The 13,590-nt window shown below is 61.2% G+C and carries 12 protein-coding genes; 8 read left to right on the forward strand and 4 right to left on the reverse strand.

Features of this window, described 5'->3' with window-relative positions; genetic code table 11:
• Positions 1–21: 21 nt before the first annotated feature.
• Positions 22–429 carry a PA2817 family protein gene (locus tag NMB39_RS19650; RefSeq protein WP_003190109.1) on the forward strand — a complete coding sequence of 136 codons (408 nt, stop codon included), beginning with the start codon at positions 22–24 and terminating at the stop codon, positions 427–429.
• An 86-nt stretch (positions 430–515) separates the two neighbouring features.
• Here the strand turns inward: NMB39_RS19650 and NMB39_RS19655 are convergent, their stop codons facing one another.
• Entirely contained in the window at positions 516–1,463 is a 948-nt protein-coding gene (locus NMB39_RS19655; protein ID WP_046069048.1) for a LysR family transcriptional regulator, read from the reverse strand.
• Between the two features lie 89 nt (positions 1,464–1,552).
• On the opposite strand from NMB39_RS19655, the gene NMB39_RS19660 reads away from it, so the two are divergent.
• On the forward strand, positions 1,553–2,227 hold the full coding sequence (locus tag NMB39_RS19660) for an alanyl-tRNA editing protein (RefSeq protein WP_494340192.1): 675 nt from the start codon (positions 1,553–1,555) through the stop codon (positions 2,225–2,227).
• A gap of 64 nt (positions 2,228–2,291) precedes the next feature.
• Here NMB39_RS19660 and NMB39_RS19665 read toward each other — a convergent pair whose 3' ends face one another.
• Both NMB39_RS19665 and NMB39_RS19670 read right to left on the reverse strand, forming a co-directional pair.
• Positions 2,292–3,866, reverse strand: coding sequence for an alkaline phosphatase D family protein (locus NMB39_RS19665; RefSeq protein WP_494340191.1), 1,575 nt, complete (start codon positions 3,864–3,866; stop codon positions 2,292–2,294).
• Positions 3,863–4,417 carry a GNAT family N-acetyltransferase gene (locus tag NMB39_RS19670; RefSeq protein ID WP_494340190.1) on the reverse strand — a complete coding sequence of 185 codons (555 nt, stop codon included), beginning with the start codon at positions 4,415–4,417 and terminating at the stop codon, positions 3,863–3,865. Before NMB39_RS19670 ends, NMB39_RS19665 begins: the two co-directional genes overlap by 4 nt.
• Before the next feature lie 190 nt (positions 4,418–4,607).
• On the opposite strand from NMB39_RS19670, the gene NMB39_RS19675 reads away from it, so the two are divergent.
• From NMB39_RS19675 to NMB39_RS19700, 6 genes are all read left to right on the forward strand, one after another.
• Complete coding sequence (locus tag NMB39_RS19675; protein WP_057023552.1) at positions 4,608–5,015, forward strand: ExbD/TolR family protein; 408 nt, start codon at positions 4,608–4,610, stop codon at positions 5,013–5,015.
• A 2-nt stretch (positions 5,016–5,017) separates the two neighbouring features.
• On the forward strand, positions 5,018–5,749 hold the full coding sequence (locus NMB39_RS19680; protein WP_494340189.1) for an energy transducer TonB family protein: 732 nt from the start codon (positions 5,018–5,020) through the stop codon (positions 5,747–5,749).
• A gap of 23 nt (positions 5,750–5,772) precedes the next feature.
• Positions 5,773–8,058: a TonB-dependent receptor gene (locus NMB39_RS19685; RefSeq protein WP_494340188.1), complete on the forward strand. Its 2,286-nt coding sequence runs from the start codon at positions 5,773–5,775 to the stop codon at positions 8,056–8,058.
• Positions 8,059–8,082: 24 nt separating this feature from the next.
• Complete coding sequence (locus tag NMB39_RS19690; protein WP_057014064.1) at positions 8,083–8,730, forward strand: MotA/TolQ/ExbB proton channel family protein; 648 nt, start codon at positions 8,083–8,085, stop codon at positions 8,728–8,730.
• Between the two features lie 56 nt (positions 8,731–8,786).
• Positions 8,787–10,004 (forward strand): phospholipase D-like domain-containing protein, encoded by a 1,218-nt coding sequence (locus tag NMB39_RS19695; protein WP_046069055.1) that lies wholly within the window; start codon positions 8,787–8,789, stop codon positions 10,002–10,004.
• Between the two features lie 95 nt (positions 10,005–10,099).
• Positions 10,100–11,839, forward strand: coding sequence for a dipeptidase (locus NMB39_RS19700; RefSeq protein ID WP_494340187.1), 1,740 nt, complete (start codon positions 10,100–10,102; stop codon positions 11,837–11,839).
• Between the two features lie 33 nt (positions 11,840–11,872).
• Here the strand turns inward: NMB39_RS19700 and NMB39_RS19705 are convergent, their stop codons facing one another.
• On the reverse strand, positions 11,873–13,534 hold the full coding sequence (locus NMB39_RS19705; protein WP_494340186.1) for a M24 family metallopeptidase: 1,662 nt from the start codon (positions 13,532–13,534) through the stop codon (positions 11,873–11,875).
• Positions 13,535–13,590: the final 56 nt, after the last annotated feature.

A 13,590-nucleotide genomic window follows, 5' to 3' on the forward strand; every position in this document is an offset into this window, starting at 1 on the left:
TGCTTTAGAGGACTTTATCTCGTGTCCAACGTCGTTGCCGATCATCTCGTCTTGCTCGACCACCTGCGCAGCATCCTGGTTGCCGTCGGCGAAGCCGAACAGGTGCCCGAGGAAAGCCACTCGCTGTTCCTGGAGCGTTTTGACGAACTGCGCGCCCTGCTGCCAATCGACCCGATCGAAAGCCAGTACCTGGGCCAGGACCTGATGAGCCAGGTCATCCTGCGCTACCCGCAGATCGCCCATTTGGTCCCCCGCGATCTGCTGTGGTTCTTTGGCGGTGACTGCCTGCACTTCATGCCCGACGAGGAACTGGACCTGTACCAGGCCCTGGAAGAGCGTCGCTATGAAGCCGAACAGAACGACGAACCGTTCGACTGGAACCAGGAAAAGCAACTGCTGGCCATGCCCCAAGACCAGAGCAAGCACTGACTTTTCAAACACTGAGATTCAAATGTGGGAGGGGGCTTGCCCCCGATAGCAGTGGGTCAATCAATGCAAAGGTGACTGACAGACCGCTATCGGGGCAAGCCCCCTCCCACATTTAGCTTTGGCTCTTTCGCCATGCACTCCACCAGATAATCAATAAATACCCGCAACTTCGGCGGCAAGTACCGCGTCGGCGAGTGCAGCAACCACGCCTGGCCATGGTAAGACGCAATAAAGTCCCACGCCGGCAACACTTGCACCAACTGGCCCGCCGCCAACGCATGCCGCGCCGTGAAATACGGCAAGCTGCCAATCCCCACATGCTGCAATACCGCATCCAACCGCACCCCAGTGTGGTTCGCCGCATAACGCCCGCGTACGCCAACCGTCACCGCCTTGCCGGCCTGGCGGAATTTCCAGCGCGAGTCGCCCGGGGTTTCCCCCAGGTAGATGCAACTGTGTTCGAGCAAATCGTGGGGATGGCACGGGGTGCCATGCTCGGCCAGGTACTGCGGCGTCGCGCACAGCAAGTGTTCGATGGGCAATAACTGGCGCCCGACCAAGCCAGGCGGCGGGCTGTCAGTGATGCGAATGCTCAGGTCGACGTTATCGTCGATCAGGTCCACGTGCCGATCCTCGAGAATCAATTGCACATCCACCTTGGGATAGCGCCGCAGAAATTCAGGCATATGCGGATGCACCACAAAGCGCCCCACCGCCTTGGGCACGCTGACCCGCACCAGGCCCTCGGCTTCATGGTTGAACTGGCCACTGATTTCCATCACCGAGCGGGCCGCGTTGACCATCTCCTGGCAACGCTTGAACACCTCTTCGCCACCCTCGCTCAGGCGCAGCTTGCGCGTGGTGCGTTGCAGCAAGCGCGTGGCCAGGGCCTGCTCCAGGCGTGAGATGCTGCGGCTTACAGCCGAGGGTGAAACGCTCAGTTGCCGCGCCGCTTCGGAGAAGCTGCCGGTTTCCACGACTCTGACGAAAATTGCCATTTCGCCCAGCAGCGACAAGGGAAGATTGATGCTCATGACGCACAGGTCCATTGATAATTGAGTAGATTATCACCCATCCACGCACTATTTATACTGTCCGCAGAACCCCGATGCGGATGTAGATGATGACCGAGCGCCTGTTTTTTACCCACGACCACCTTACAGCCGAGCTGGAAGTGCTCAGTTGCACTGCGCACGAAGAGCAATTTGCCGTGATCCTGCAGTCGACGATCTTCCATCCCCAAGGCGGCGGCCAGCCGTTCGACACTGGCTGGCTCGGCAACAGCCAGGTACTGCGCGTCATGCAGGAAGCCGAGCATGTGGTGCATTACGTTGATCAGCCGTTGCAACCCGGCCCGATCATTGCGCGGGTCGATGCACAGCGCCGCGCGCTGCACACCCGCCTGCATTCGGCGGGGCATTTGATTGGCAATGCCGGCGAACGCCTGGGCTGGATGCCGATCAAGGCCCACCATTGGCCGGGTGAAGGCAAGATCACGTTTATCCGTGGCGAAGCTGCACAGGACATGGATGCCCAAATGCTTCAACTGCAGGTCAACCAATGGATCGCCGCCGACTACCCACGGCATATGAGGCTGGAAGAAGGCATCCGGGAAGTCGGCTTCGGCGAGTTGCCGTCATACGCTTGCGGTGGCACCCATGTGCAAACGTTGAGCGAACTGGGCCAGGTGACGATTTTGGCATTGTCGGAGAAAAAAGGCGCCCTGTCGGTGCGCTACGAAATCAATGTGGGAGTGGGCTTGCTCCCGATGGCGGAGGTTCAATCACAGCATGAGTGACTGACCCACCGCTATCGTGAGCAAGCCCCCACCCACAGTGACCGATGCGCCACAGAGAAATAGGCTACACGGCAATCGCCCCCGCCCTCCCCGGCTCTAGCACAAAAGACTTCAACGTCGACACCGTCGCCACCGGGTCACGCGGGTCACTGATCGCGCGAAATTTCGTCAGCATCCGCTGGGCCGTCAACTCCACCGACACGTACCCGCGCTGGCGGCTGTCGAAAAACTTCACATGGGGGTTGAGCGGCATGATCTTCATGAAGGCGTCATAGGGCGGCCCGTCTGACGTCACCGACGAGCCGACGAACTCGGTGGCGACCACCGCCGAGTCCGGATTGTCGGCTTTTGCATGCAGGTCCGTGGCCCAGAACGAATGTATGTCGCCGCCCCAGAACACCGGGTTGCTGAGCCGATGGCGCGTGATGGATGCCAGCATGCGTGAACGATTGGCCATGTAGCCATCCCAGCCATCGGTCCAGCGTCCCGGCTTGTGGTTAGTGAGATCACGCTGGATCAGCGGCGCCACCAGCAGGTCCTGGGCGATCACGTTCCACTGCGCCTTCGACTGGGCAAACCCCTGGTCCAGCCAGGCTTCTTGCTGCCAGCCAAGCAACGTGCGGGCAGGGTCACGCAAGTCACGGCATGGGCTGGTCTCAATGTGCCCTTGGCGACTGCCATTGGCCTGGGTACAGGGTTGCCCGGAGCGGTATTGGCGACCATCGAGCACATGGAAACGGGCGAGCCGGCCATAGTCCAGGCGCCGGTAGATGCGCATGTCCGCGCCTTTCGGCACGCTGCTGGCGCGCAGGGGCATGTGTTCGTAATACGCCTGGTAAGCCGCCGCCCGTTGCTGCAGAAATTGCGTCACGCCGACCTTGGGGTCCTGGGACCAACGGTTGGCATAGTCGTTCTGCACTTCGTGGTCGTCCCAGGTCGCCACACTGGGTGCGGCAGCGTGCAGGGCCTGCAGGTCCGGATCGGTCTTGTACAGCGCGTAGCGGTTGCGGTAGTCACTCAGGGTCTGCGCATTGCCGCTGCCATGGGAGCGAAAAACCTTGCCGGAATCCGCCGCGTAGGAACTGTCGTAGATATAGTCGCCGAGGAAAAACACCAGGTCGGGTTGCTCGGCGGCGAGGTGCCGGTAGGCGCTGAAATACCCGCGCTCCCAGTGCGAGCAGGAGACAAACCCCAGCCGGGCCGAGGCCATGGCATGCAGCGGCGGTGCGGTGCGCGACTGGCCCACCGGGCTTTGCGCACCAAGCCCTTCAAATTGGTACCAGTACGGCCTGCCCGCCGCCAGCCCCGCCACCTCCACATGCACCGAATGGGCGAAACGCTCAGTCGCCAGCACCTCGCCCTGTTTCACAATGCGCGTCATCGCCGCATCGCTGGCCACCCGCCAACGCACCGGCACCGCGCGACTCAAGCCACCACACCCGTCTGCGGCGTTGAACAACGGCGCCAAGCGCGTCCAGATCACAAAGCCATCCGGCAACGGGTCGCCAGACGCCACGCCGAGGGTGAACGGATAATCCACCCCGGCACTGCGCGCAAACGGGCTGAGGATGGAAAACGCCGTAGCGACCGCCAGCCCGCTGAGTACCCGACGCCGGTCGTGGTCTACGACACCGCTCATAGCCGTTGCTCCCAATCGTCACGCACGATGGCAAACCCGAGCAGGTCCTCGTACACACCATTTTTCAGAAACGCCTGGCGCATGCAGCCTTCATAACGCAGGCCGATCTTCTCCATGACCCGCGCCGACTCCTTATTGCGGCCAAAACATTGGCTGCCTACGCGCTGCAACCCCAGTTCAGAGAAGCCGAAATCCATCACCGCGCTCGCCGCTTCGGCGGCATACCCCTGGTTACGGCAGTGCGCCGCGACCCAGCCACCCAGGTGCCCATAGTGATGGCGAGCATTGAGCCGCAGGCTGACCATGCCGATCAATTCGCCGGAGTCACGCACATGCATCCCCAGGGTCAGCAACTCACCTGTGCGGTATTTCTGCGCCGCACCGGCAATAAAATCCTGCGCTGTTTCCAGCGTATAGGGCGAGGGAATATTGGCCGTGTTGTCGGCAATTTTCGGCCCGTTGGCGAGCGAAAAAAGCACCTCGGCCTGGTGCATTTCCAAGGCTCGCAATAGTAGCCGCGGGGTGGACAAATGAGGCAACTCAGTGGGCATACGGGGCGGCTCCCGAGATAAATTCCTCGAGGATGTACCCCCTGCATGTCAGTTTCATTACGTCGCAAAAGTGACCGGTAAGTTTTCTGAAAGACGCGTCCTAGAGCCTTTAAACCGTCAATTAAAGTTAACCGTTCGGTCATTTTTGCCTGTTAGCGTCTTGCCCCTAATTCACTGACGGGGTAACGGAATGAGAACCTGGGACGAACCCAAGAAACGCAAGGCGCACATCGAGCTGATCCCGATGATCGACGTGATGATGTTCCTGCTGGTGTTTTTCGTACTGGTGAGCTTGAACGTGATTCCCGCGCTCGGCATGAAGACGCAATTGCCCAGTGCCAGCAGTTCACAGCAGCTCAAACCGCAAAACAAATTCATCCTCACCCTGGGCCTGGGAGGCCAGTTGCAACTCGACGGCAAGGACCTGACGGTGGCTGCCTTGGTGCCGGCGCTGAAGGCCGCCGAAAAGCCCGATACCAAGTCGACGATCATCGTCAACAGCGACAAAGGCGTTGAGGTTTCGCGCCTGGTGGAAGTGATGGACACCCTGCGCCTGGGTGGCTTCACTTCCGTTTCCATCGCTACGCGTAAGTCCTGATCATGTACGTGCTGTTTCGTGCGCGTCAGCTGCTGGGCAGTGTACCGGCCGTGATCGCCCTGGTGCTGATTGCACTGGGTATCCAATCCCAGACCTTGAAGGTCGAGCCGGTGTATGACGAGTCGGCGGTCGAGTTGGCCTTGGTCGAACCGGAGCCGGAAGTTGTCCCGGAACCGGTGGTGGAGCAAGAGCCGCCACCGCCGGTGATCGAAGATGAGGAGGCCGAGCCGGCGCCACCGCCACCGCCACCCAAGCCACTGCCCAAACCCGAACCCAAGCCCAAGCCAAAACCGGTGCCCAAGCCGGTGGTTGCCAAGGCCGCGCCAGCGCCTGCGCCGGTGGCCGCAGCCAAACCCGTTGCGCCCGTGGCAGCCCCGACAGCGCCTGTAGCGCCGCCAGCCCCGCCAGCCCCGCCGAAAGTCGATGGCCAGGCCCTGGAAGGCGGTTATCTCAAAGGCTTGCGCAACGAGCTGGACACCTACAAGCAGTACCCCACCGGGCGCCAGGCGTCCCTCGAACGCCCGAGTGGCGAGGTGGTGGTGTGGTTGCTGGTAGATCGCCAGGGTCGCGTTCTCGACTCCGGCGTACAAAGCCCGGCCTCAAGCATGCTGCTCAACCGGGCCGCCACCAACAGCTTGCGTCGCATCAAGCAAGTCAAGCCGTTCCCCGAGCAAGCCTTCGGGGGGCGCAACGAGCAACGCTTCACCGCCACCTTCAACTACAGCGTGCAATAAGCACCCGACCCAGGACGACAGTGATGAAGTTCACCCGTATTCATCTGGCACTCGTTGCCGCGACCAGCATGACCCAGGGAATGGTCATGGCAGAGACCAGCGACAGTGACGTCGGCACCATTGGCGTACAAGGCAAGGCGACCGCCGGCGGCGGCTATATGGTCCCGGAGGAGAGCATCAAGGGCCGCTCCACGGTAACCAAGGAAGCCCTGGACAAACAGGCCGCGACGGGCAACGCCATCGACAAGCTCAAGTACACCCCGGGCTTGAACATCTCCAGTGAAGACAACACCGGTCTCTCGGGTTTTCGCTTCACCATGCGCGGCATGAACTCCGACCAGGTGGGCATGTCGGTGGACGGCATGCCGATCAACGACTCCGGCAACTATGCGCTGTACTCCAACCTGCTGGGCGACCCGGAGAATATCGACCAGATCTTCGTCACCCAGGGCGCATCGGAAGCCGACGGCCCGCACATCGGTTCCAGCGGCGGCAACATCGGCATCGTGACCATTCGCCCGACCAAGGAAACCGGCGCCTTCGTCAAGCAAGTCGTCGGCAGCAACGCCACGCGCAAGACCTTCGCCCGTCTCAATACCGGCGAGATCAATGGCCTGAGCAACTGGCTGTCGGTGTCCCATACCGAAGGGGAAATGTGGCGTGGCTCAGGCGCGGTGCGCGCTGACAAGGTGGAGTGGAACAGCTTCTTCGACGCCGGCAACGGCAACACTGCCAACCTGATCCTCAAGTACCACGAGCAGGACAACAACAGTTACAGCCAGTTGACCAAGGCGCAGTTCCAGCAGAACGGCCGCAAGTACGATCCCTACCCGGCGACGCCGAGCGAGGGCAGCAACGGCAAGTACAACAGCTACTACGCCCTGGCGCAGAACCCGTTCCAGACCTTTACCGCCGTGCTCAACACCCAGTTCAAACTGGCCGACAACCTGGCCCTGTCGGTGATCCCGTATTACTACTGGGGCAACGGCAGCGGCGTCGGCGCGTCCGCCTATGCGCTCAACCGCGGCTCGAACCAGGGCGGTGTGTTCGACCTCGGCAACCTGCCCACCGCCGCGCAATACAACGCCGATGGCACGCCGAACAGCGGCGTGTACTACCGCCCTTCGCGCACCCAGACCTGGCGTCCGGGCATCACCACCAAGCTGACCTGGGACCTGGGCGACCACAGCCTGCAGTTCGGCTACTGGTACGAGCGCGCACGCCAGAGCCAGACCCAGCCGTTCATTCCGCTCAAGAGCAACGGCAAGCCGGTAGACACCTGGCCCGACTCCAACAGCGCCATTGTCGATGCCAATGGCAAGCAGATCCAGGGACGGGACCGCTTCACTGTCACCCCGGCGCAAAAAGTCTGGGCCCAGGACACCTGGTACATCAACCCGGACTGGACCTTCATCGCCGGCCTTGCGTACATGAACGTCGAGCGTGACGGCACCAACCACGGCAGCCTCACCGAGCAGCCGGAAAAACGTAACCAGACCTATAACAAACTGCTGCCCAACGTCGGTCTCAAATACCAGCTGGACGAGCGTGACCAGCTGTTCTACAGCCTCTCGCGCAACATGCGCGTACCTCAGAACTACGCGCTCTACGACAAGGGCGCCGACTCTATCAACCTCGAGCCGGAAACCAGCTGGAACCATGAACTGGGCTGGCGCTACAGCGGCGACGACATGAGCCTGGCCGCTACCCTTTTCTACATGGACTTCAAGAACCGCCAGGTGTCGTCCAAAGACATCAATGGTGACGCTGCCGACATCAACGTCGGCGCGGTCACCAACAAAGGGCTGGAGCTGGAATGGAGCGGCCAGTTGCCTCACCACTTCAACTACTACACCTCCTACACCTACACCAAGGCCGAGCAGCAAGACGACATGACCGTCTACAACGCCGGCAAAGCCATCGTCTTGCCCACCAGCGGCAAGCAGTTCGCCAACGTGCCCAAGAACATGCTGGCGGCCAACATCGGTTATGACGACGGGCGCTTCTACGGCACCTTCGGCGGCAAGTACACCAGCAAGCTCTACGGCGACCTGACCAACGACGAAGCCATTTCCGGCCGCACCGTATTCAACCTCGGTGCCGGTATCTACCTGCCGGTGGACAAGAAGGTGGTCAAGGACGCAACCCTGCGCCTGAACGTCGACAACCTGTTCGACAAGAAGTACCTGGACGGCGTGTACACCACCAAGACCAATGCGGCCAGCTACAGCGGCTTCCGCGATGGCGACCCGGCGTACATCGTCGGTCTGGACCGCACCGTAACGGTTTCGCTGGAAGCGAATTTCTAAGACTGACCCAAGAGGAACACCATCATGGATATGAACCTGCTCCACGACGTCACCTTCTATGTGATGTATGCGGCGATGGCCATCGCGATCTTCATCGCTATCGAACGTGGCATCTACTTCGCCTATGTGCGCCGCCAGGCCCGTGCCCTCACCGACGCCCTGGGCCCCCAGGTGCACAGCGAACGCGACTTGCCGGACAGCCTGACCCGCCGTCACAGCCTGCCGCTGAACATGGTGTTGCCGGTGCTGGCGCAGAAGGCATCGAATGGCTCGCGCAAAGACCTCGACGACGAAATCGAAACCCAATACCTGAAGACCCGCGCGCCCTTGGCCCGTAGCCTGTGGATCATCGAAACCATCACCACTGCCGCCCCGCTGCTCGGCTTGCTGGGTACCATTCTGGGCATCATCGATACCTTCAAGGCATTGGCGACGGCGGGTGTTTCCGACCCAGGGCAGATATCCGGTGGTATCGGCACGGCCTTGTTCGCCACCGGCCTGGGCATCGCCATCGCGCTGTTCTGCGTGGTGTTCCACAACTTCTTCCAGGACAGCCTGGAACGCATCAATGATCAGTTGAAGATCCTGCTGATCCGCGCAGCCAGCGGCGCCCGCGAGCAGGCCGAAGCACCACACCGCGTGCCGACCCCGCTTCACAGCCGCACGGCATGACCCGCCGGGCGGGCGCATCATGCACCCGCCCCTTCTTTTTGTCCGATGAGACGCTTATGTCCCTTTCGATGAAGTTGCGTATTGCAAGCCTCGCCGGCTTGCTCCTCAGTCCGCTGGCCCAGGCGGACTTTTCCATTCCAGGGTTTGAATTGGTGCATACCGTGCCGGTGGACACCACCCTGGACGCTGCCGATCTGCGCCAGACCGGCGCGGTATGGATCGAGTTGTTCGACGGCGCGAAAAGCCGCATTGATATCGGCCAGTTCTACGCCGCCGATCATCCAGGCTCGGTAATGGACAAGGTCATCGAGCACCTTGAGGCTGCCGGCAAGCGCGGTGTGAAAATCCGTTTCCTGCTGGAAGAAAAAGGCATCAAGTTATCGGAAGCAGCCACCCTGGAACGCCTGCGTGCGATTCCCAACCTGACCTTCCGTGTGTTGCCCTACGGGCAACTGAGCGGCGGCATCATCCACGCCAAATACCTTGTAGTGGATGGCAAGCAGGCATTTATCGGCAGCCAGAATTTCGACTGGCGCTCTCTGGAACATATCCACGAAACCGGGCTGCGGATTACGGACGAGGCGGTGGTGGGCCAGGTCCAGGCGATCTTCGATCAGGACTGGCAGGCCCAGGCCGCCCTCGCCGATAAGCAACCGGTGCCGCTGCCGGCCACCGGCCAGGAACCTACCCGTGTCGGCAATTACCTGGTGGCCAGCCCGCAACGCTACAACCCGCCTGGCGTAGGCGACTCACAGCTGGAACTGCCACGCCTGCTGGGCGAAGCAAAAAAACAAGTCCGCGTGCAATTGCTCGACTATGCGCCACTGTCCTACGGCCCGGATCGGACCCGGCCGTACTACGCGGTGATCGACAACGCCGTGCGCGCCGCAGCCGCCCGCGGGGTGTCGATCAAACTGATGGTGTCCAACTGGAACACCGACAAGCTGGAATTGCCCTACCTCAAGAGCCTGGCGGTGCTGCCCAACGTCGAGATCAAGATCGTCACGCTGCCCGAGGCCAAGCAAGGCTTTATCCCCTACGCGCGGGTGATCCACAGCAAGACCATGGAGATCGACGGGCAAGTGGCGTGGATCGGCACCAGCAACTGGCTGGGTGGTTATCTGGATAACTCGCGCAACCTGGAGGTGGTGATGCGCAGTGAAGCGATGGCCAAACGCGTAGGGCAATTGCATGCGCAACTGTGGGAAGGGCCCTACGCTAGAGCCTTGAACGTGACTGATGAATACCCTGCGCCCCATCCTGGCCAGCCTTGACCTTGGGCACCTGAGTAATGGTAGTGTGTGGAAATGTTTCTGGCATATCCGTCAGAAACCTCCTACTCACTACCTGCAAAGGAATGCCATCAACCATGCACTTCCCACTCAAAAAACTGGTAGCTGCCACCCTGTTCGCTGCTAGCCTTTCAGTTGTCACCACCCCTGCGCTCGCCAACATAAGCGCCGAACAAAGCGCGGCGATCCTGAAGAGCTTCAGCGACACGTCGGTCACCGATTTCCGCAGTTTCCTCGGCACCCTGGCCAAGGGCGACCTGGGCAAGAGCAGTGACGTCGGCCCGGCCATCAGCACCTTTCTCGACAACAAGACCCTGAGCGCCGAGCAGCAGAACGAAATAAACCGCCTGCTCGGCATCTACACCCGGGCGAAGTACGGCAAGGCGGCCCTGGAAACCCTGCGCGAACTGGTGGAGATCCCGACGTTCAACGTAGACGGCCTGCCACAGTACAAAAACCCGGAATTCCTCAAGATCGCCGACAAGATCCAAGCCCTGGCCAAGTCCTTCAACCTGAACTTCCGCAACGTCGATAACCGTGTGTACGAAATATCCCTGGAAGGCAGCGGCGATGAAGTCGTCGGTGTACATGCCCACGCCGATGTGGTGCCGGTGACCCCGGAGAATTGGGTACTGCAAGACGGCACCAAGCTCGACCCGTTCAAGGTCACGCTGATCGGCGACCGCATGTATGGCCGTGGTACCGAGGATGACAAGAACGGCATCGTCGTGGCGATGTACGCCATGAAGGTGATCAAGGAAGAAAAGTTGCCGCTGGCGCGCACGTTCAAGCTGCTGGTGGACACCACCGAGGAAACCTCCGGTGACGCCATTCCTTACTATTTCGAACGCAATCCCGTGCCGCAATACAACCTGGCGCTGGATGGCGGCTACCCGGTAGTGATCGCCGAAAAAGGCTCGGGCACTGTCATGGCCACCTTCCCGGTGCGCAAGGGCGAAGGCCAAGGCGCAGAAATCATTGCGATGACTGGCGGCAAGGCCACCAACCAGATTCCTTCGGCCTCGGTTGTCACGCTGGTCAGCGATAAACCCGCTGAGTTGGCCGCCAGCCTGCAACAGGCCGGGGCTGACTATGCGAAACGAAATGGCGGCAATTTCAAGGTGACCGCCCAGGTCGACGGCAAGGACGTCAAGCTCACCGTCACTGGCGTGTCTGCCCACTCTTCCGAACCTGAATCCGGGGTCAACCCGGTGGCACGCATGCTGGAGTTGATCCACAGCCTGGACGGCAAGATTGCCCTCAAGCACAACCACATCACCGACGCCGCCCACTATGCGGCGGACAACTGGGGCCTGGACTACCTGGGCGGCAAACTGGGCGTGGGCTTCGCCGATGACTTCATGGGGCCACTGACCGCCTCGCCGACCTTTGTCGGCCTGGATGACAAAGCCTTCAAGCTGGCGGTCAACCTGCGTGCGCCGAAGGGCAAATCGCCGGAAAAACTCAAAGCCGAAATCGCCGATAAGTTGAGCGCCTGGGACAAACGCACCCAGGTCAAGGTGGACTTCACCTACTCGCTGGATACGCCGATGTACCGTAACCCTGAAGGTGAATGGGTCAAGGCCTTGCTGGCGGTCGCCACGGAAAACCTCGGCATGGCGCACAAGTTCGGCACTTCGGCCGGCGCGACCTCTGTGCATGACCTGCCCAATGGCGTGCAATTTGGCCTGGCGCGACCTGAAGAGAAGTACACCGGGCACACCGACGGTGAGTTCAAGACCGTCGAACAGTTTTTGCTGGACCTGCAGATTGTCACTGAAATGATGGGCCGGGTTGGCCAACTGCCCAAGCTCTGAGCGCAGTGGGAGCCCGCCGCAATGGCGGGCTCTTCAGGCTTGCAGCATCAGCATATCCTCAAAAAAACCACCGACCGGCTCCGTGGGATGGCATAGCTGGATTTCCAGCACCCAGGCCATCTCACTCGGTGGGATTTCCAGCTCCGCCAGCACCTTGCTTTCGAACAGCGCATGGGGAAAATCCGCAAGGCGGTGCCCTGCGAGGTTGCGCGCCAGCCTCCAGCCCTTGGACTCGGCGCTCTGCTCGGCGAAGTCATAGAGTTCACGCCCGGTCAGCCCGCGCAGCCAGGCTTCACGGGTTTCATCAAATACTTCATGCAGGGCTTTTGTACAGGCCAGGTGCAACGGCAAATCACCGAACACAAAGGTGTCGCCGTAGTCGCCTTCGTAGCCATCCCAGACCGGTCCCAGGTCAACCACGGCGATGTCCGTGGCGCGCAGCCTGCGTTGACGGTCAATGCCTTCACGGGGTGGGCGCACCGTGTCGGCGCCAAAGCGGATGTAGGTTGGATGCCAGGTATGGGACGCGCCCATGGCGTGCAGTTGCTCGGCCGCCATATCGAGGGCTTCGCCGGTGGTCATACCCACCTTCAGTTGGCTGGCGATCGCCGCCAGGGCGCGGATGGACTGCTCGCGTGCGGCGAGCATGCCGTCCAGCGAGTAACGTGGGCCGACTTTTTCCCAGATCGGGTCCAATGGCTTGGAGGGCGCTCCCGCACTCGAACGGCCACTGGGCACAAAGGCTTCCGCGACAAACCGGTGGCTGGGCAAGCCCGCTTCAAGACAAACCGCACGTGTCTGGCTGATCATCGCGCCGTTACCGCAGGCATAGACCTGGGCCGCCTGCCAGTGATGCCCATGACTCAGCGCAACTTCCTGCACCCGGCCCTCTGAGGCCAGTACCGGATGCCAGTGAAAACGTGGGTGGTCCATGACCATCCTGGCCAAGAACAGGCTGTCATAAAAATCTGCCGGCTGCGCACCGCCCCAGTACAACGTCACCTCCACATCGCGTTTCAAGGCGGTCAGCAGAATCGGCTTGATGCCTGCGTAACCCGTGCCCGTGGCGAACAGCACGACCGGCGCACTGTCATCGTCCTGCCAGGTGCAGGCACCAAAAGGCCCTTCCAGTTGCAACAGGTCGCCGGCTTCAAGGGCGCCCAGGAAGGTCTCGGAAAACAGCCCGCCGCTCACCCGACGAATCTGGAACTCCAGGCGCCCATTGCTTTCGGCCGGCAAGTTGGCGATTGAGAAACAACGCGAGTCACCGTCGACCAGGCGGAACTTGGCGTACTGTCCCGCTCGCACCGCCAGCGGCATGTCCGGCATCACGACCAACTCGATGACATCGGGGCTGAGCGCGCGCTTGCCCAGCACCGTTGCCTCGACCACGAGCACGGGTGTGTCCAGCGACCAGCCGGGAATTTCCAGACGCATATCGGAGCAGGCATGGCTCTGGCACAGCAGCATTTCATTGGCGGCCAGCGGATAGGACGGTGCCGGGACTCCCGGGTCCAGTGGCTTTGCACGGTACGCACCGTCGGCCACTACCACCTTGCACGACCCGCACGCGCCACGCCGGCACGAAAACGGCACGGTCAAGCCGCTGGCGAGCATTGCATCAAGCAACAGTTCATCACCGGCTTCAAAGGTTTTCCCCGAGGGGGCGAGTTCGATGACATGGCGTGTGTTCATAAGGACCTCGGGTGAGTGAGATCTGATTGTTGCGCTAGACTAGGCCCATTAGAACC

The sequence above is a fragment of the Pseudomonas sp. FBCC-B545 genome, from assembly GCF_059134095.1.

Excerpts from the sequence above, each read along its gene's own strand:
- NMB39_RS19685 (WP_494340188.1), top strand. The coding sequence starts at position 5,773 with ATGAAGTTCACCCGTATTCATCTGGCACTCGTTGCCGCGACCAGCATG.
- NMB39_RS19695 (WP_046069055.1), top strand. The coding sequence starts at position 8,787 with ATGTCCCTTTCGATGAAGTTGCGTATTGCAAGCCTCGCCGGCTTGCTC.
- NMB39_RS19660 (WP_494340192.1), top strand. The coding sequence starts at position 1,553 with ATGACCGAGCGCCTGTTTTTTACCCACGACCACCTTACAGCCGAGCTG.
- NMB39_RS19670 (WP_494340190.1), bottom strand. The coding sequence starts at position 4,417 with ATGCCCACTGAGTTGCCTCATTTGTCCACCCCGCGGCTACTATTGCGA.
- NMB39_RS19690 (WP_057014064.1), top strand. The coding sequence starts at position 8,083 with ATGGATATGAACCTGCTCCACGACGTCACCTTCTATGTGATGTATGCG.
- NMB39_RS19675 (WP_057023552.1), top strand. The coding sequence starts at position 4,608 with ATGAGAACCTGGGACGAACCCAAGAAACGCAAGGCGCACATCGAGCTG.
- NMB39_RS19655 (WP_046069048.1), bottom strand. The coding sequence starts at position 1,463 with ATGAGCATCAATCTTCCCTTGTCGCTGCTGGGCGAAATGGCAATTTTC.
- NMB39_RS19700 (WP_494340187.1), top strand. The coding sequence starts at position 10,100 with ATGCACTTCCCACTCAAAAAACTGGTAGCTGCCACCCTGTTCGCTGCT.
- NMB39_RS19705 (WP_494340186.1), bottom strand. The coding sequence starts at position 13,534 with ATGAACACACGCCATGTCATCGAACTCGCCCCCTCGGGGAAAACCTTT.
- NMB39_RS19665 (WP_494340191.1), bottom strand. The coding sequence starts at position 3,866 with ATGAGCGGTGTCGTAGACCACGACCGGCGTCGGGTACTCAGCGGGCTG.
- NMB39_RS19680 (WP_494340189.1), top strand. The coding sequence starts at position 5,018 with ATGTACGTGCTGTTTCGTGCGCGTCAGCTGCTGGGCAGTGTACCGGCC.